The organism is Paracoccus sp. UBA889, from assembly GCA_002294185.1.
Classification (GTDB): Bacteria; Pseudomonadota; Alphaproteobacteria; order Rhodobacterales; family Rhodobacteraceae; genus Paracoccus.
Genome location: DBFD01000034.1, coordinates 19,387 through 36,271, shown reverse-complemented (window position 1 = coordinate 36,271; position 16,885 = coordinate 19,387). Strand labels below are relative to the sequence as shown.

The window sequence follows — 16,885 nt, the reverse complement described above, 5'->3', positions numbered from 1 at the left end:
GGGCCGCGGGCGGCGGCGGCGCGACTGCCGTTCCTCGCGGCGCCGCGTTCACTTTATCCGTCCCGCGCCATTCAGCCGCGTTGCGGCATGGCGAGGCATGATGTAACCATCTTGCGCAAACAGGCAAAGGAATCCTTATGCGTGCATTTCTGCTGCGGTTGGTCGCCCTGCTGTCTCTTTCGGCGCCGGTGCAGGCGTTCGAGACGAATGCGCAGACGGCATGGGTCTATGACGTCGCCACGGGCACCGTGCTGATGGAAAAGAATGCCGACCAGCAGATCCCGCCGGCATCGATGTCGAAGCTGATGACCATCTACATGCTGTTCGAAGCCCTGCGCGAAGGCCGGGTGCAGATGGATACGCGGCTGCCGGTCTCGACCAAGGCGCGGCAGATGCAGGGCTCGACCATGTTCCTCAATGAACAGGATCGCCCGACGGTGGACGAACTGATCAAGGGCATCATCGTGCTGTCGGGCAACGACGCTTGCGTCGTGGTGGCCGAGGGACTTTCCGGAACCGAAGCGGCCTTTGCCCGTCAGATGACCCAGAAGGGCAAGGAGATCGGATTGACCAATTCGGTCTTCACCAATTCCTCGGGCTGGCCGGACCCGGATCACCTGATGACGGCGCGCGATCTTGGCACGCTCGCGGTTCGGCTGATCCGCGATTTTCCCGAGCTCTACAAGAATTTCGCGATCAGGGAATTCGGCTTTGACGGCCGTGCGCCGGCCAACCGCTTCAACCGCAACCCGCTGCTGAGCCTTGGCATCGGTGCCGACGGGCTGAAGACCGGCCACACGCAAGAGGCCGGATACGGCCTTGTCGGTTCGGCCGTGCAGAACGGGCGCCGGGTGGTGTTCGTGATCACCGGCCTGTCCGGCGAGACCGCCCGCGCCGAAGAGGCCGAGCGGATCGTGAACTGGTCCTTCCGCCAGTTCACGATGAAGAAGCTTGTTCCCGCAGGCGAGACGGTGGTCGAGGCCCCCGTCTGGCTCGGAACCCAGGACCGGCTGGGTCTGACCACCGATGAGGGCGTGAATGTGCTGATCCCTGCGGGTGCGCAGGACAGCGTCAAGGTCGAGGCGGTCTATGATTCGCCCATTCCGGCGCCCATCGCCAAGGGCGACGAAGTGGGCCGGCTGGTCGTCACCGTGCCCGGCGCAAAGGATGCCGTGACACCGCTGATCGCCGCGCAGGACGTGCCCGCCGCCGGGTTCATGGGCCGGATGAAGGGCGCCGTGACCCGGCTGGGCAACAAGGCGGTCCAGGCCGCCGGCCTCTGAGCCATGTTCATCAGCTTCGAGGGGATCGACGGCTGCGGCAAGTCAACGCAGGCCCGGCTGCTGGCCGATGCGCTGCGCGCCGAAGGCCGCCATGTCGTGCTGACCCGCGAGCCCGGCGGCAGCCCCGGCGCCGAAGAGATCCGGCGCCTGCTGGTCGAGGGCACGGGCGAACGCTGGTCGCCCGAAACCGAATGTCTGCTGTTCACCGCCGCCCGGCGCGACCATCTGGAACGGACCATCCGCCCGGCCCTGGCCGCGGGCCGGACCGTCGTCTCGGACCGCTTCGCCGATTCCACGCGCGTCTATCAGGGCGCGGCGCGGGGCGATCTGCGTGGCATCGTGGACCGGCTGCACGCGCTGATGATCGGGACCGAGCCCGACCGGACCTTTGTCATCGATATCGACCCGCCCACCGCCGTGGCGCGGGGCCATGCGCGCGGCGGGATCGAGAACCGCTATGAAAGCCTGGGCCTTGGCTTCCAGCAGGCGCTGGCCGGGGGATTTCGGGCCTTGGCCCGCGAATATCCGGCCCGCGTCCGGATGATCGACGGCAGCGGCGCGCCCGAGGACGTGGCCGCGCGGGTCCGGGCGGCGTTGTGAAGACCGACCCCGCGGATATCCCCGAACCCGACCGCGTGCCCGGCGCGCCCCACCCGCGGATGACGGCGCGCGTGATCGGTCAGGACGAGGCCGTTCGCGATTTTGTCGAGGCATCGCGCGGCGGGCGTCTGCATCATGCCTGGCTGCTCACCGGGCCGCGCGGCATCGGCAAGGCAACGCTGGCCTGGTCCATCGCGCGCTGGCTTTTGGCGGGCACGGACAGCGACGATCTGTCCGTGCCAGGCAACGCGCCCGCCGCCCGCCGCCTTGCCGCCCTGTCCGAACCGAATCTGCAACTGGTCCGCCGCCCCTGGGACGACAAGGCCAACAGGCTGCGGGCCGAAATCACCGTCGAAGAGATCCGCAGGCTGCTGTCGTTCTTTCACCTCTCGGCGGCCGAAGGCGGGCGGCGCATCGCCATCATCGACACCGCGGACGACATGAACACCGCCGCCGCGAATGCGCTGCTGAAGGTGCTGGAGGAACCGCCCAGGGACGGGCTGATCCTGATGATCGCGCACCAGCCCGCGCGGCTTCTGCCGACGATCCGCTCACGCTGCCGAACGCTGCGCCTGAACCCGCTGAAACCTGACCTGATGACCGAGGTGCTGTCGGATCTGGGCGTCGATCAGGATGCCGTCGCGCTGGCGGCATTGTCGGGCGGTTCGGTCGGCGAGGCGTTGCGGCTGGCCGGACAGGACGGGCTGAAACGCTATCAGCAGATCGTCGACCTGTTCGCCACCCTGCCCCGGATGGACCGGATTGCGGCGGCCCAGCTGGCCGAGACAGCGGCGGGTCGGGCCAATGCCGACGGCGATCCCTTCGACCTGACGATCACGCTGCTGGACCGGTTCCTGACCCGAACCGCGCGCGCCGGGCTGATGGGCGCGCCCCTGCCGCAAGCCGCGACCGGCGAAGGCGCGCTGCTGGCGCGGCTGTCACCCGATGACCGCGCCGCCCGCGACTGGGCTGGCGCGCAGGCGCGGCTGTCGGCGCGTGCGCGCGCCGGTCGGGCGGTCAACCTTGACCCTGCCGCGCTGGTGATGGATATGCTGACGGAACTGGCGCATCTGCCGCCGGCACAATCCGCCCTGCCAGCCACAGGTTGACCATGAACCAAGCGGCCCCACCGCCGATTGTCGACAGCCATTGCCATCTGGATTTTCCCGATTTCGACGGCGAACATGACGCGCTGATCTCCCGCGCCCGGGCGGCCGGGGTGACGCGCATGGTGACAATCTGCACAAGATTGCGCCTCGAGCCTCAGGTCCGCGCGCTGGCCGAGGCGCATGATGGCGTCTTCTACGCGGCCGGCACCCACCCGATGAGCGTCGCGGACGAGCCGATGGCCACCCTCACGGATCTGCTGCGTCTGGCCGATCATCCGAAATTCGTCGGCATCGGCGAGACCGGGCTGGATTACCATTATACCGCCGAAAGCGCCGCGGCCCAGGCCGAAAGCCTGCGTGTCCATATCGAGGCCGCGCGCCGCACCGGTCTGCCACTGATCATCCATGCCCGCGACGCAGATGCAGACATGGCCCGCATCCTGACCGAGGAACATCGCGCCGGCCCCTATTCCTGCGTGATGCATTGCTTCAGCAGCGGTCCGGACCTTGCGCAGGCGGCGCTGGATCTGGGCTTTTACCTGTCCATGTCGGGCATCGCAGCCTTTCCGCGATCCTCGGATCTGCGCAAGATCTTCGCTGCCGCCCCGGTGGACCGTATCCTGGTCGAAACCGACAGCCCCTATCTGGCCCCCCCGCCCCATCGCGGACGGCGCAACGAACCCGCCTATGTCGCCAGCACCGCCGCCGTGGGGGCCGAGGTCTTCGGCATGGGCTACGCCGATTTCGCCAAGCAGACCTGCGAGAATTTCGACCGGCTGTTCCCGAAGGCGGCGGGACAGCGGGTCGGGGGCCAGCCGTGATTCGCGCCACGATCCTTGGTTGCGGCTCGTCGGGGGGCGTGCCGCGGCTGGGCGGCCGCTGGGGGGCCTGCGATCCGACGAACCCGAAGAACCGCCGCCGCCGCTGTTCGCTGCTGGTGGAAAGGAACGGGCCCCAGGGCACGACACGCGTGCTGATCGACACCGGCCCGGACATGGTGCCGCAACTGCTGGATGCCGATGTGGGCACACTGGAAGCGGTGATCTATACCCATGCCCATGCCGATCATGTCCATGGTATCGATGATATCCGTCAGCTGGTCCACAATTCCCGCCGCCGGATGCCTGTCTGGGCCGCTCAGCCGACCGCGCAGGCATTGCTCGATCGCTTTTCCTATGTCTTTCTGACGCCCGAAGGCAGCAATTATCCCCCGATCTGCGAACTGAACCGGATCGAGGGGCCGGTCACGATCGACGGCGCCGGCGGCGCCATCGTCTTCCATCCCTTCCGCGTCACCCATGGCGAGATCGACGCGCTTGGCTTTCGCATCGGTGGCCTGGTCTATCTGCCCGACGTTTCGGACATCCCCGACGCGGCCTGGCCCCTGATCGAGGGCGCCCAGATCTTTGTCTGCGATGCCCTGCGGCTGGATCCCCATCCCAGCCACGCGCATCTGGCGCGCACGCTGGAATGGCTGGCGCGCTCGGGCGTGCCGCGGGGGATCGTGACAAACATGCATATCGACCTGGATCACGACGCGGTCATGGCGATGACGCCCGATCACGTCATCCCGGCCCATGACGGCATGGTGCTTGACGTTCAAGACGAGGCCCCCGCGATCGCGGCCGCGCTGTGAGCGCGCTGTTCACCATCGTCCTGCCGGTCTTTCTGGTCATCGGCTTCGGCTATCTGGTGACATGGCGCGGCTGGTTTTCCGAAGGCGCCGTGGACGGGCTGATGCGCTTTGCCCAGAATTTCGCGGTGCCGACGCTGCTTTTCGCGTCCATGGCGCGGCTGGATATCGGCAGCAACTTCCAGCCGGTGCTGCTGCTGTCCTTCTATCTCGGCGCGTTCGCCAGCTTTCTGGCGGGGTGGGCGGGCGCGAAATATCTGTTTCGCCGCAGCCCCGCCGATTGCGTCGCGATCGGTTTTGTCTGCCTGTTCTCGAACAGTCTGCTGATGGGCGTCCCGATCACCGAGCGCGCCTTTGGCGCGGCAGCGCTGGCCGGCAATTGGGCGATCATCGCGATCCATTCGCCGCTGCTCTACACGTTCGGGATCACGGTGATGGAGTTCACGCGCGCCAGGGGAACCGGCCTTTCGGTCGGCCGTGTCGCCCTGCGTGCTCTGACCGGCGTGCTGCACACGCCGCTGGTCATTGGCATCCTGTCGGGACTGGCGATGAACGCGCTGATGCAGGCCGGGATGACGATGCCGGAGGGCTTCTGGGCGGCGGTGGACATGATTTCGCGCGCGGCCCTGCCTGCCGCCCTGTTCGGGCTGGGCGGCATCCTCTACCGATACCGGCCGGAAGGCGATATGGCCGCGATCGCCATGTGCTGCGCCTGTTCGCTTCTGCTGCATCCGGCGATCACCTACGGCTTGGGCCGGGCCGGCGGGCTGGATACGGCAGGTCTGCGTTCGGCGGTGATGACGGCGTCGATGGCACCGGGCATCAACGCCTATCTCTTCGCCAACATCTATGCCTCGGCCCGCCGCGTCGCCGCCTCGACCGTGCTGATCGGCACCGCGGCTTCGGTCCTGACGATCTGGATGTGGCTGGCGATCCTGCCCTAGGCAGCCCGCCGGGAATCAGTGCGGGGTGATGCCCCGAATTCGTTCGGACCGGCGTCGCAACAATTCGACGCTGGCCAGCAGCGCGATCGAAAACAGCACCAGGATGGTGGCCACGGCCAGGATCGCCGGGCTGATCTGTTCGCGGATTCCGTTCCACATCTGGCGCGGAATGGTCTGCTGGTCGGGACCGGCGATGAACAGCACCGCCACCACCTCGTCGAAGGAGGTGACAAAGGCAAACAGCGCCCCCGAGATGACGCCCGGCAGGATCAGCGGCATCGTCACCCGGAAGAAGGTCGTTCGGGGATTGGCGCCAAGGCTTGCCGCAGCCCGGTTCAGCGACTGATCAAAGCCCACCAGCGTCGCGGTGACGGTGATGATGACAAAGGGAATGCCCAGCGTCGCATGGGCCAGGATGACCCCCAGATAGGTGCCGGCCAGCCGCCCGCAATTGGTCGGTAACCCGATCATCCCCAGCAATTCGCAGGGGTTGGAGTAGAAGAAGAACATCCCCGTCGCGGTGATGATCAGCGGCACGATCATCGGCGAGATCAGCGTCGCCATGATCGCCCGGCGCAGCGGCATTTCGGGCCGCGACAGGCCAAGCGCGGCCAGCGTGCCCAGGCCGGTGGCGATGAGGGTGGCGAAAAAGCCGATGATGATCGAGTTCTTGGCCGCCTGCACCCATTTCGCATTGGCCCATGCGTCGGACCAGAAGGCGCTGCCGGTCGCATCGGGGTTCTGCATCCCGAAGGTCAGCAGGCTGCGATACCAGCGCAGGCTGTAGCCCTCGGGATCGAAGCTGCGCATCTTGTCGGTAAAGGTGAAATAGGGTTCGGCGTTGAAGGATAGCGGAATGATCACCACGATGGGCGCGATCAGGAAGAACAGGATCAGCCCGCACATGACCAGATAGGTATAGTGCCAGATCCGCTCCAGCGGGGTTGCATAGGTCGGGACAGCCATCGTTCACCCCAGCTTCAGATTGTCGATGCCCACCAGCCGGTCGTAAAGCCAGTAGAGAACCAGAACCGAGGCCAGAAGCAGCGCGGCAAGGGCTGCGGCCATGGACCAGTTCAGCGTATCGGTCATATGCGTCGCGATCATGTTCGAGATCAGCTGACCCGACGAGCCGCCGACCAGCGCCGGCGTGATGTAATAGCCGACCGCGAGGATGAAGACCAGCAGCGCGCCCGCCCCCAGCCCCGGCAGCGTCTGCGGAAAATAGATCCGGCGGAAGGCGGTCCAGCTTGTCGCGCCCAGGCTGCGCGCGGCCCGGACATAGGAGGGATTGATCGTTCGCATCACCGAATACAGCGGCAGAATCATGAAGGGCAGCAGGATATGCGTCATCGCGATGATCGTGCCCGTGCGGTTATAGATCATCTGCAGGCGCTGGCCGTTGTCGATCACGCCCACCCAGACCAGCAGGTCGTTGATCACGCCCTGCTGTTGCAGCAGCACCATCCACGACGTCGTGCGCACCAGCAGCGAGGTCCAGAAGGGCAGCAGGACCAGGATCATCAGCAGGTTCGATTTCCGCATCGGCAAGGTCGCCAGCAGATGCGCGACGGGAAAGCCCAGAACAAAGGTCAGGCCGGTAATCAGCAGCGACAGCCAGAAGGTGCGCATGAACAGCATGACATAGACCTGCTGGCGCTCGGGCACCTGCTCGATACTGCCGTCATCGGCCCGCGTCCGGTCCAGCGCCGCAAGATAGAAATTTCCGGTATAGGGGGTCGCGGCGTTGCGCATCGCGCTCCACAATTGCGGCGACTGCCATTGCTCGTCGATGGCCAGCAGCGTCTCCTTGTAGGGCGGCTCCAACCCGCGGCGGACCTTGCGGCCGGTCGAGGTGAACAGAGACCGGGTGCCGGGCACGTCATAATTGATCCGGGTGCCGACGACGCCGATGCTGCGCTCTTCGGCCGAGGCTTGCAGATCCGTGGCCAGTGCCGTCCAGGCGGCATCGTCGGGCGGCGTCCCGCGGGGATTGTTCGCGAACCAGGCCGAAATCTGCGGCATGTTCGCCGAAAAGCCGTCATTGTAGAACGAGCGCTGCAGCATCTGCCCGATCGGCACCACGAAGGTGATCAGGATGAAGGCCAACAGCGGCAGTACCAGCAGAAAGGCGCGGCGCTTGGCCCGGCGCTGGCTGCGTGCCAGCGCGCGCGCCAGAGGGCGGCCGTCGGCGGTGGTCAGCGTCCCGTCGGTTTCGCCCGCGGCGGTGGTGACGATGGCGGCATGTGGATCAAGAGCGTTCGCCATGAATTCCCCGAAAAATCAGGTATCGCCCCCGCCCATGCGGGCGGAGGCGGCGGGTGCGGATCAGGAGCCGGCCAGCCAGGCGTTGAACCGCTCGGTCAACTCGGCATCGTGATCGGCCCAGAATTCCGGGTCGTCCATGACCGCGGTCTTCAGGTGATCGGGATTGGTGGGCATGTGCGGCGCCATCTCGGTCTTGCCGTCCTGATACATGCCGACCAGCGCGGCCGAGGATTGCCGCGCCGGGCCATAGGCGATGTATTTCGCCTGATCGGCCAGCCGCTGGGTGTCGGTGGCGAATTTCAGATATTCCATCGCCGCCTCGGGATGGGGCGCCTCTTTCGGGATGACGAACATGTCCATGTCCATGTACTGGCCGTCCCAGATGATCTCGAAGGGCTTGCCCTCGCCGACCATCGCGTCGAAGAAGCGGCCGTTATAGCCGGTGGTCATGGACACTTCGCCATCGGCCAGCAGTTGCACCGGCTGGGCGCCGGCTTCCCACCAGACGACATCATTCTTGATCGTGTCGAGCTTGGCAAAGGCCTGGTCGACGCCTTCCTGCGTGCCCAGCTTGTCATAGACCTGATCGGGCGCCACGCCATCGGCGATCAGCGCCAGATACAGCGTACGCTTGGGATTCTTGGGCAGACCGCGCTTGCCGGGAAACTTCTCGGTGTCGAAGAAATCGGCGGCCGTCTTGGGCGCGTCGCCTTGGTACTTGGTCTTGTCAAAGGCGATGACGGTGCCCCAGAAGATGTTGGCGACGGCGCAATCCTGCAAGGCACCGTCGATGAAATCCTGGGATGCCGGGGTGCCATCGGGCGCGGCGGGCAGGTTGGCCGGGTCGATTTCCACCAGCGCGCCCTCGTCGCACAGGCGGATCGCGTCAGAAACCTCGATATCGAAGACATCGCCGGTGACGTTGTTGGCCTCGACCTGGGCCTTCAGCGGCGTGGCGGGGTTGTCGGCGGCGATCATGTTGACCTTGATGCCGGTCTTTTCGTTGAACGGCTTGTTATAGGCCTCGACCTGCGACATCTCGTAGGCGCCGCCCCAGGACACCACGTTGACCTCGCCCTCGTCCGCAAGGGCCGCATGGCCCAGACCGACCATTGCTGTGGTCAGGATCAGAACTTTCTTCATCTTGCACTCCCTGTCGTGAACTTCCGGCATTTCCAAGCCGTTGTCGTTCAATCTTCAAGTCTTGCGCAAACGCCGGGACCATCCCGGCGCCCGCGCCCGAGACGGCCTAGCCGGCAAGCCAGCTGTTGAACCGTTCGTTCAGTTCCGCGTCATGATCGACCCAGAAATCCAGGTCCGAACCAAGCGCGTCGGTCATGTTCGCCTCGGTCGTCGGAAGATTGGGACCCATCGGTTGATCGGTCCCCTCGATATTTCCGACCAGCGCGGCGGCCGATTTGCGCGGCGGACCATAGCTGATGAATTCCGCTGCCCGCGCCTGCGGTTCAGGCGAGGTCGAGAAGGTGATGAATTTCATCGCCTCGTCCTTGTTGGGCGCGCCTTTCGGCATCACCCAGCCCTCCATTTCATAGATCTGGCCGTCCCAGATGATCCTGAACGGCTTGCCCTCGCCCTGCGCGGCGTTGAAGATGCGGCCGTTGAAGGCATAGGCCATCGTCACCTCGCCATCGGCCAGCAGTTGCGGCGGCTGGGCGCCGGCCTCCCACCAGATGACATCGGACTTGATCTCTGCCAGCTTGGCGAAAGCCTGATCGACCCCCTCTTGCGTGGACAGGACATCATAGACCTGATCGGCCGGGACGCCATCGGCCATCAGCGCCAGTTCCAGATTGAACTTGGCACCCTTGCGCATGGCGCGCTTGCCGGGAAATTTTTCCAGATCGAAGAAATCGGCCGGGCTGGCGGGCTTGGCGTCCGGGAACTTGGACTCGTCATAGGCCAACACCATCGAATAGACATCGGTCGCCACGAAGCAATCGGTGATCGCGCCGTCGATGAAATCCTCTTCGGCGGGGGTGCCGTCGGGCGCGGGCGCCAGCATCGAGGGGTCGATGATTTCCAGAAGTCCCTCGTCGCACAGGCGCACGGCATCGGCATATTCGACCGAGGCCACGTCGGTCGTCACATTGCCCGCATCGACCATCGCCTTGATCGGCGTGGCCGGATTGTCGGTATCGGACATCCGCACCTTGATGCCGGTCTTTTCCTCGAACGGCTGGACATAGGCCTGAAGATGGCTGTTGCCATAGGCGCCGCCCCAGGACAGCAGGTTCACGTCGGCAAGGGCGGGTCCGGTCACAAGCGCGATGGCGGTGGTCAGGGCCAGAGTCGTCTTCATCGAAATCTCCGCTATTGGTCAGGAAGGACGCGGCACTTCGGCCGCCGGTCTTGGCCCGCAGGGGCCGAGTCGTCATGCCGGATCATACCGGGTCCAGCGCCCGGGCATCCTGGGGATGCCAGCCGATACGAATCTTCTGTCCCGGCTGCAGCCGGGTCTGCCCGGCCGTGTTGCGGAACTTCATCACGAAATTATCGCTGTCGGCCACCCGCAACCGCGTCCGCAGGATGTCGCCCATATAGATCACCTCGGCCACGTCGGCCTCGACGGTATGCGCGCCCTCGGGCATCAACTCGGATTTGAACTCGACCCGTTCGGGCCGGATCGAGACGGTGGTCCGCTGGCCCGATTCGCGGATATTGACGGCGGTCGCGTCGATCAGGTCGCCGCTGTCCAGCCGAACCAGCGCCTTGTCGCCATCCAGTTTTTCGATCGTGCCGGGCAAGGCATTGTTTTCGCCGATGAAGCCGGCGACAAAGCTGTTCTCGGGCCGTTCGTACAATTCGCTGGGCGTGGCAAGTTGCTGGATACGGCCGTCGTTGAAGACCGCGATCCGGTCCGACATGGTCAGCGCCTCGCCCTGATCATGGGTGACGTAGACGACGGTGATTCCAAGTTCTTCATGCAGGTGCTTGATCTCGAACTGCATGTGTTCGCGCAATTGCTTGTCGAGAGCGCCCAGCGGTTCGTCCATCAGGACCAGTTCCGGGTCGAAGACCAGCGCACGGGCCAGCGCGATCCGCTGCTGCTGCCCGCCCGAAAGCTGCGCCGGGCGGCGATTGGCAAAGGACCCCATCTGCACCATGTCCAGCGCGCGCCTGATGCGCGTGTCGCGTTCGGCCTTGTCCATGCCGCGCACTTCCAGCGGGAAGGAAAGGTTCTCGCCGACCGTCATGTGCGGGAACAGCGCATAGTTCTGAAACACCATGCCGATGCCGCGCTTGTGCGGCGGCACCTGGTTGATCGGGCGGCCCGCCAGCCGGATTTCGCCATGGGTCGCGGTTTCGAATCCGGCCAGCATCATCAGACAGGTGGTCTTGCCCGATCCCGACGGACCCAGCATGGTCAGAAACTCGCCCCGGCCGATCGAGAGATTGAGGTCTTTGACGACAAGCGTTTGCCCGTCATAACTTTTCTGCACGTGTTCGAAAGCGACGAATGCGTCGCCCGCACGATTGTCCAGCAATGGGCGCTCTCCCTGCGTTATCTTGTTCGTTCAGCGCGAGACCGAGGTTAAGCGTTGCCGCGCGGCGCTGGCAACACCAATTCCGACATTTCGGATGTCGCGGACGGCACCGCCGAAAATGCCCATGGATCATTCGCCTTGATCGCCGCGCCCTCCTGCCCGAAGCGCCGTGATCGGCGACAGCCAGGCAAGCAACAGGATCAGGATTGCGAATGTCGCATAGATGGATCCCTGGAAGATCCAACTGTCCTGGGGGACCGGGATCACGTTCGCAAGATTTCCCGGGCGAAACAGAAGAAGCAGGCCGACAAACAGCAGCGGCGTGGTCACGAGCGGAACGAGGCCAAGCGCCAGCGTGACATCGTAGGAATGCAACCCTCCGAAGGCCAGGACGCAGATGATCGTCAGCGCCAGCAGATTGTCGCTGTTGCGGAAGAAGAACAGAACGCTCGCCGCGACGAGCAACAGCGCGCCGATCTGGGGTTTCAGCATGGTAAGGACCAGTCCGACGGTAAACAGGACGCCGCCATTGCGCCTTCCGGCGACGATCAGCGCGATGCCGTCAGGATCAGAACGCCGCAAGCAGCCTGACTTTCCGGGTCTCGCCCTGTTCAATCAGGAACCAAATCGACAAAAGCTACCTCGACAACCCATTTACCAATACGCACTGGGCGAAAAATCCTGCCAAGCTTTCCAAGCGATCGAACAGCGCGGCGTGATCGCAAAGAGCGGGCAAAGTCATTTTCCAGGGAGGCAATCGCCTCGGTCCAGGTCGATAGCGTGACATGGCCATGAAACGCAAGAAGGCGATGAAAAATTCTTTAGCAATTTCAATTGGAAGACGGAAACGCCATTCAAGCTCAACCAGAACGAGAGCCCGGAACAGGGATCGAGGATCGGCACGGAATGGCTGGAAAGCCTGCCTTGGTGCGGTCGAGAAGACTCGAACTTCCACTCCGGTTAAGGAACAGCGACCTCAACGCTGCGCGTCTACCAATTCCGCCACGACCGCATCCGGGCAGTGCCGCGCGTCATAGCGAAGGCCGGCGCGATTGAAAAGGGGGATTCGACCGTGGGTTCGGACGGTCCGGTCATGCATCGGCTCGGCCCGCGACGCGCCGTGCCGGCCATCCGCCGGCCCCGTCATCTCGCCTCTTGACCTTGCCGCCGCCGCGCATCAGATCGCCGCCTATGGTTGAATGGATCATCAGCGACGGTCTGACCGGCTATGACCCGGCGGTCGCGTTCATGGAGGCGCGCGTCGCCGACATCGGCACGGGCCGGGCGGATGAACTGATCTGGCTGGTCGAGCATCCGCCGCTTTATACCGCCGGAACCAGCGCGAAGAGCGCCGATCTGATCGAGGCCCGTTTTCCGGTCCACCCCTCGGGGCGCGGAGGCCAATATACCTATCACGGGCCGGGCCAGCGCGTCGTCTATGTCATGCTGGATCTGAATCGCCGCGACCGCGACATCCGCCGCTTCGTGGCCGGACTGGAGGCTTGGGTCATCGCCGCGCTGGACCGGTTCGGCGTCCGGGGCGAGGTTCGCGAAGGCCGTGTCGGCGTCTGGGTCACGCGCCCCGAAAAGCCGCCCCTGCCTGATGGCAGCCCGCGCGAGGACAAGATCGCGGCCATCGGCGTCAAGCTGCGTCGATGGGTCAGCTTTCACGGCATATCGATCAATGTCGAACCGGACCTGCGGCACTATGACGGCATCGTGCCCTGCGGCATCAGCGGTCACGGCGTGACCAGCCTTGTCGATCTGGGCCTTCCGGTGACGATGTCCGACCTGGATCAGGCGCTGCGGGACAGCTTTTCACGGGCATTCACCTGACCTGCGGCGGCAGGCGGCGTGTCTTCACGATTTGGCCTGCGACCTTCGACCGGGGTGGATTTGAGTCGCGCCGGCGCTATAACGGGCACAGGGACATCCAGATGATTGGTTGGAGTGAGGATCCTATGAAGACAACACTGATCGGCGCGGTGCTTGGGGCCGCGATCGCCTTTCCGGCCTTCGCGCAGGACGTCGCGAATGGCGAAAAGGAATTCCGCAAGTGCAAGGCCTGCCACATGATCCAGTCGCCCGCCGGCGAGGATATCGTGAAGGGCGGCAAGGTCGGACCGAACCTTTACGGCGTGGTCGGACGGGCGGCCGGCAGCGTCGAAGGATACAAGTATTCCGACGCCCTGCTGGAACTGAAAGACAGCGGTGAGGTCTGGACCGAGGCGGATCTGGCCGCCTACATGACCGACCCGAACAAATTCGTCCAGGAAAAGACCGGCGACCAGAGCGCCAGAACCAAGATGACCTTCAAGTTGAACAAGAATCAGGCCGATGTCGCAGCCTATCTGGCCAGCGTCGCACCGGCGGCCCAATAGGCTGACGGCCGATGCGTCAATTGGACGCAGACTGACCCAAGGACGCCCCCGCGAACGTGCAAACATCGCGGGGGCGCGCATTTTCGGGCCTTTGCGACATTGCCCGGCCGCTGCGGCTGGTCTAAAGAAGACGTGATATTGCCGGTCCGCCCGACCGGCTGACGACATCTCAGGGAGTTCGGGTATGGCAGACGCAGCCGCACACGGCCACGACGACCATCAAGACCAGCGCGGCTTCTTCACCCGCTGGTTCATGTCCACCAACCACAAGGACATCGGGATCCTGTATATCTTCACCGCCGGTCTGGTGGGGCTGATCTCGGTCAGCTTCACCGTCTACATGCGGATGGAATTGCAGTTTCCGGGTGTTCAGTACATGTGCCTGGAAGGCGCGCGCTTCATCGCCGACGCCTCGCGGGAATGCACGCCGAACGGCCATCTCTGGAACGTGATGATCACCTATCACGGCGTCCTGATGATGTTCTTCGTGGTGATTCCGGCCCTGTTCGGCGGCTTTGGCAACTACTTCATGCCCTTGCACATCGGCGCCCCGGACATGAGCTTTCCGCGCCTGAACAACCTGTCCTACTGGATGTATGTGGTCGGCACCTGCCTGGGTCTCGCCTCGCTGCTGGCGCCGGGCGGTTCGGATCAGATGGGTTCGGGCGTGGGCTGGGTGCTGTATCCGCCGCTATCCACGAACGAAGGCGGCTATTCGATGGATCTGGCGATCTTCGCCATCCACGTTTCGGGCGCTTCGTCGATCCTCGGCGCGATCAACATCATCACCACCTTCCTGAACATGCGCGCGCCGGGCATGACGCTGTTCAAGGTGCCGCTGTTCGCCTGGTCGGTCTTCGTGACCGCCTGGCTGATCCTTCTGGCCCTGCCGGTTCTGGCCGGCGCCATCACGATGCTGCTGATGGACCGCAATTTCGGCACCAACTTCTTCAACCCGGCCGGTGGCGGCGATCCGATCCTGTATCAGCACATCCTGTGGTTCTTCGGTCACCCCGAGGTCTATATCATCATCCTGCCGGGCTTCGGCATTATCAGCCACGTCATCTCCACCTTCTCGAAAAAGCCGATCTTCGGCTATCTGCCGATGGTTCTGGCCCTGGTGTCGATCGGGATCCTGGGCTTCGTCGTCTGGGCGCACCACATGTATACCGTCGGCCTGTCGCTGACCCAGCAAAGCTATTTCATGCTGGCCACGATGACGATTGCCGTGCCCACGGGGATCAAGGTGTTCTCGTGGATCGCGACGATGTGGGGCGGCTCGGTCGAATTCAAGACCCCGATGCTCTGGGCCTTCGGGTTCCTGTTCCTGTTCACCGTCGGCGGCGTGACCGGCGTCGTCCTGAGCCAGGCGCCGCTGGACCGGGTCTATCACGACACCTATTATGTCGTCGCCCATTTCCACTACGTGATGTCGCTGGGCGCGGTCTATGCGATCTTCGCGGGCGTCTATTTCTGGATCGGCAAGATGAGCGGCCGGCAATATCCGGAATGGGCGGGCAAGGTTCACTTCTGGACCATGTTCATCGGCTCGAACCTGACCTTCTTCCCGCAGCACTTCCTGGGACGTCAGGGGATGCCGCGCCGCTATATCGACTATCCTGTCGAATTCGCGTTCTGGAACAATATCAGCTCGATCGGCGCCTATATCAGCTTCGCCTCGTTCCTGTTCTTCATCGGCATCGTGTTCTACACATTGCGCGCCGGAAAACCGGTGAACGTGCCGAATTACTGGAACAAATATGCCGATACGCTGGAATGGACCCTGCCCTCGCCGCCGCCCGAACACACGTTCGAGCAGCTTCCCAAGCGCGAGGATTGGGATCACGCCAAGGCGCACTGAGGCAGGATGCCTTATGAATGGCATGACGCGGCCCCGGACGAGTCCGGGGCCGTCTCTTATCGGCTGAGGGTATGGCCTTATCGGTCGCTGCCCCGGCGCGGCTTCGTCTGGTTCATCGGCACGACCGCCGTGCTGTTGCTGCTACCGATCCTGCCCGTTCTGGGAACGGTCGTTCTGTGGGGGCTTCTGCCCTTTCTGGGCCTCGCCATCTGGGGGATCTGGACCGCGTTGCAGCGCAGCTATCGCAGCGGCGAGACGGTCGAGGAAATGACGCTATCGCGCGATGCGCTGGATCTGCGGCGCGTCGACCCGGGCCGCAATCCGCGCGAATGGCACACCAATCCCCATTGGGTGCGCGTTCTTCTGCGTGACGGGCCGGTCGAGGATTACCTGATCCTGACCGATGGCCGGCGCGAAATCGAACTGGGCGCCTTTCTGACCCCCGGCGAACGTCGCGACCTCTGCGCCGACCTGCAGCGCCGGCTGACCGCCATGCGCTAGCGCCGAATCTCGCACTCTTTTCAAGTACCTTCCAGGGGTGAGTGGCGCGGCAGGCGCCGCATGGCGCGCGCGCGCCCCATTGCGTTTCGCGATGTCAGTCGCCCTCGACGCGATCGGGCAATCCGTCCAGGTCGGTCGAGGCGAAATCTTCAAGCTCGTCTTCGCTCATGCTGTCATACATGTCGCGGGACGCGCCCTGCAGGTCGCCGACCTTGGTTTCGCCGCGCTTGGCGGACAGGGCCGCCCCGGCGGCGCGTTGCTGGGCCTTGGATTTTGCGGGCATGGCTACACCTCCTGACGGATAACGCGGCCGGGCGCATGCGGTTTCGCGGCGTCAGTGCAGCAGCCGTTCCTTCACCTTCGGCCCTGCCGCGCCGAAATCCATCTGTCCTGCATGTCGCGCGCGCAATTCGGTCATCACGCGCCCCATGTCGCGGATGCTGGATGCGCCCAGGTCCGAAATCGCCGCGCCGATCGCGGCGCTGGTCTCGGCCTCGTCCATCTGGCGCGGCAGGAATTCGCGGATGATCTCGATTTCCTGCTGCTCCTTTCCGGCCAGTTCAAGCCGCCCGCCCTCTTCATAGGCCTTGGCCGATTCCTGACGTTGCTTGACCATCCGCGAGAGGATCGCGATCAGGTCCGCCTCGCGCAGATCGCCGCCCTCGCCATCCTGCCCGCGCGCTGCGATCTCGCGATCCTTCACGGCGGCCGCGATCAGCCTCAGGGTGGACAGGCGATGCGCCTCCTTGGCTTTCATCGCCTCTTTCGTGGCGGCTTGCAGTCTGGCTCGCAGATCCAT

General features: G+C 64.4%; 18 protein-coding genes and 1 tRNA gene. 10 read left to right on the top strand and 9 right to left on the bottom strand.

Annotated elements, in window-relative coordinates:
* The first annotated feature begins 137 nt into the window (after positions 1–137).
* From B4L36_RS06075 to B4L36_RS06050, 6 genes are read left to right on the top strand one after another with little or no spacing between them, the layout of a single operon-like run.
* Positions 138–1,283 (top strand): D-alanyl-D-alanine carboxypeptidase family protein, encoded by a 1,146-nt coding sequence (locus tag B4L36_RS06075; protein ID WP_292953872.1) that lies wholly within the window; start codon positions 138–140, stop codon positions 1,281–1,283.
* Between the two features lie 3 nt (positions 1,284–1,286).
* Positions 1,287–1,883: a dTMP kinase gene (gene tmk / locus B4L36_RS06070; protein WP_292953869.1), complete on the top strand. Its 597-nt coding sequence runs from the start codon at positions 1,287–1,289 to the stop codon at positions 1,881–1,883.
* A complete protein-coding gene (locus B4L36_RS06065; RefSeq protein ID WP_292953866.1) occupies positions 1,880–2,992 on the top strand; it encodes a DNA polymerase III subunit delta' in 1,113 nt (370 codons plus the stop codon). Before tmk ends, B4L36_RS06065 begins: the two co-directional genes overlap by 4 nt.
* A gap of 2 nt (positions 2,993–2,994) precedes the next feature.
* Positions 2,995–3,813 (top strand): TatD family hydrolase, encoded by an 819-nt coding sequence (locus B4L36_RS06060; RefSeq protein WP_292953863.1) that lies wholly within the window; start codon positions 2,995–2,997, stop codon positions 3,811–3,813.
* Positions 3,810–4,628, top strand: coding sequence for an MBL fold metallo-hydrolase (locus tag B4L36_RS06055; RefSeq protein WP_292953860.1), 819 nt, complete (start codon positions 3,810–3,812; stop codon positions 4,626–4,628). The genes B4L36_RS06060 and B4L36_RS06055 overlap by 4 nt, the downstream gene beginning before the upstream one ends.
* Complete coding sequence (locus B4L36_RS06050; RefSeq protein WP_292953857.1) at positions 4,625–5,569, top strand: AEC family transporter; 945 nt, start codon at positions 4,625–4,627, stop codon at positions 5,567–5,569. The genes B4L36_RS06055 and B4L36_RS06050 overlap by 4 nt, the downstream gene beginning before the upstream one ends.
* A 15-nt stretch (positions 5,570–5,584) precedes the next feature.
* Here B4L36_RS06050 and B4L36_RS06045 read toward each other — a convergent pair whose 3' ends face one another.
* The 7 genes from B4L36_RS06045 to B4L36_RS06015 all read right to left on the bottom strand — a co-directional run bounded on the left by B4L36_RS06045 (position 5,585) and on the right by B4L36_RS06015 (position 12,355).
* Positions 5,585–6,535 (bottom strand): ABC transporter permease, encoded by a 951-nt coding sequence (locus B4L36_RS06045; protein WP_292953854.1) that lies wholly within the window; start codon positions 6,533–6,535, stop codon positions 5,585–5,587.
* A gap of 3 nt (positions 6,536–6,538) precedes the next feature.
* Positions 6,539–7,837: an ABC transporter permease gene (locus B4L36_RS06040; protein ID WP_292953851.1), complete on the bottom strand. Its 1,299-nt coding sequence runs from the start codon at positions 7,835–7,837 to the stop codon at positions 6,539–6,541.
* 60 nt (positions 7,838–7,897) lie between these two features.
* Positions 7,898–8,980 carry an ABC transporter substrate-binding protein gene (locus B4L36_RS06035; RefSeq protein ID WP_292953848.1) on the bottom strand — a complete coding sequence of 361 codons (1,083 nt, stop codon included), beginning with the start codon at positions 8,978–8,980 and terminating at the stop codon, positions 7,898–7,900.
* 106 nt (positions 8,981–9,086) lie between these two features.
* The gene (locus tag B4L36_RS06030) at positions 9,087–10,157 is read right to left on the bottom strand and encodes an ABC transporter substrate-binding protein (protein ID WP_292953845.1); all 1,071 of its coding nucleotides are present in this window, start codon (positions 10,155–10,157) and stop codon (positions 9,087–9,089) included.
* 82 nt (positions 10,158–10,239) lie between these two features.
* Entirely contained in the window at positions 10,240–11,343 is a 1,104-nt protein-coding gene (locus tag B4L36_RS06025) for an ABC transporter ATP-binding protein (protein WP_292953842.1), read from the bottom strand.
* A gap of 129 nt (positions 11,344–11,472) precedes the next feature.
* Complete coding sequence (locus tag B4L36_RS06020) at positions 11,473–11,925, bottom strand: hypothetical protein (protein ID WP_292953839.1); 453 nt, start codon at positions 11,923–11,925, stop codon at positions 11,473–11,475.
* Between the two features lie 343 nt (positions 11,926–12,268).
* Positions 12,269–12,355, bottom strand: a tRNA-Leu gene (locus B4L36_RS06015).
* A 179-nt stretch (positions 12,356–12,534) separates the two neighbouring features.
* Between B4L36_RS06015 and lipB the strand changes: the two genes are divergently transcribed.
* The 4 genes from lipB (at position 12,535) to B4L36_RS05995 (ending at position 16,086) form a co-directional block, all read left to right on the top strand.
* Positions 12,535–13,179, top strand: a complete 645-nt coding sequence (gene lipB / locus B4L36_RS06010; RefSeq protein ID WP_292953836.1) for a lipoyl(octanoyl) transferase LipB — start codon at positions 12,535–12,537, stop codon at positions 13,177–13,179.
* A 125-nt stretch (positions 13,180–13,304) separates the two neighbouring features.
* Positions 13,305–13,724 (top strand): c-type cytochrome, encoded by a 420-nt coding sequence (locus B4L36_RS06005; protein WP_292953833.1) that lies wholly within the window; start codon positions 13,305–13,307, stop codon positions 13,722–13,724.
* A gap of 184 nt (positions 13,725–13,908) precedes the next feature.
* Entirely contained in the window at positions 13,909–15,585 is a 1,677-nt protein-coding gene (locus B4L36_RS06000) for a cytochrome c oxidase subunit I (RefSeq protein ID WP_292953830.1), read from the top strand.
* 6 nt (positions 15,586–15,591) lie between these two features.
* Positions 15,592–16,086, top strand: coding sequence for a DUF2244 domain-containing protein (locus B4L36_RS05995; RefSeq protein WP_292953827.1), 495 nt, complete (start codon positions 15,592–15,594; stop codon positions 16,084–16,086).
* Between the two features lie 94 nt (positions 16,087–16,180).
* Here the strand turns inward: B4L36_RS05995 and B4L36_RS05990 are convergent, their stop codons facing one another.
* Together B4L36_RS05990 and B4L36_RS05985 are read right to left on the bottom strand one after the other, a co-directional pair.
* Positions 16,181–16,369, bottom strand: coding sequence for a DUF3008 family protein (locus B4L36_RS05990; protein ID WP_292953824.1), 189 nt, complete (start codon positions 16,367–16,369; stop codon positions 16,181–16,183).
* Positions 16,370–16,420: 51 nt separating this feature from the next.
* Positions 16,421–16,885: a GatB/YqeY domain-containing protein gene (locus B4L36_RS05985; protein ID WP_292953821.1), complete on the bottom strand. Its 465-nt coding sequence runs from the start codon at positions 16,883–16,885 to the stop codon at positions 16,421–16,423.

Coding starts and splice junctions, on each gene's coding strand:
- B4L36_RS06035 (WP_292953848.1), bottom strand. CDS start 8,980: ATGAAGAAAGTTCTGATCCTGACCACAGCAATGGTCGGTCTGGGCCAT.
- B4L36_RS05990 (WP_292953824.1), bottom strand. CDS start 16,369: ATGCCCGCAAAATCCAAGGCCCAGCAACGCGCCGCCGGGGCGGCCCTG.
- B4L36_RS06000 (WP_292953830.1), top strand. CDS start 13,909: ATGGCAGACGCAGCCGCACACGGCCACGACGACCATCAAGACCAGCGC.
- tmk (WP_292953869.1), top strand. CDS start 1,287: ATGTTCATCAGCTTCGAGGGGATCGACGGCTGCGGCAAGTCAACGCAG.
- B4L36_RS06075 (WP_292953872.1), top strand. CDS start 138: ATGCGTGCATTTCTGCTGCGGTTGGTCGCCCTGCTGTCTCTTTCGGCG.
- B4L36_RS05995 (WP_292953827.1), top strand. CDS start 15,592: ATGCCTTATGAATGGCATGACGCGGCCCCGGACGAGTCCGGGGCCGTC.
- lipB (WP_292953836.1), top strand. CDS start 12,535: ATGGTTGAATGGATCATCAGCGACGGTCTGACCGGCTATGACCCGGCG.
- B4L36_RS06005 (WP_292953833.1), top strand. CDS start 13,305: ATGAAGACAACACTGATCGGCGCGGTGCTTGGGGCCGCGATCGCCTTT.
- B4L36_RS06030 (WP_292953845.1), bottom strand. CDS start 10,157: ATGAAGACGACTCTGGCCCTGACCACCGCCATCGCGCTTGTGACCGGA.
- B4L36_RS05985 (WP_292953821.1), bottom strand. CDS start 16,885: ATGGATCTGCGAGCCAGACTGCAAGCCGCCACGAAAGAGGCGATGAAA.
- B4L36_RS06045 (WP_292953854.1), bottom strand. CDS start 6,535: ATGGCTGTCCCGACCTATGCAACCCCGCTGGAGCGGATCTGGCACTAT.
- B4L36_RS06040 (WP_292953851.1), bottom strand. CDS start 7,837: ATGGCGAACGCTCTTGATCCACATGCCGCCATCGTCACCACCGCCGCG.
- B4L36_RS06060 (WP_292953863.1), top strand. CDS start 2,995: ATGAACCAAGCGGCCCCACCGCCGATTGTCGACAGCCATTGCCATCTG.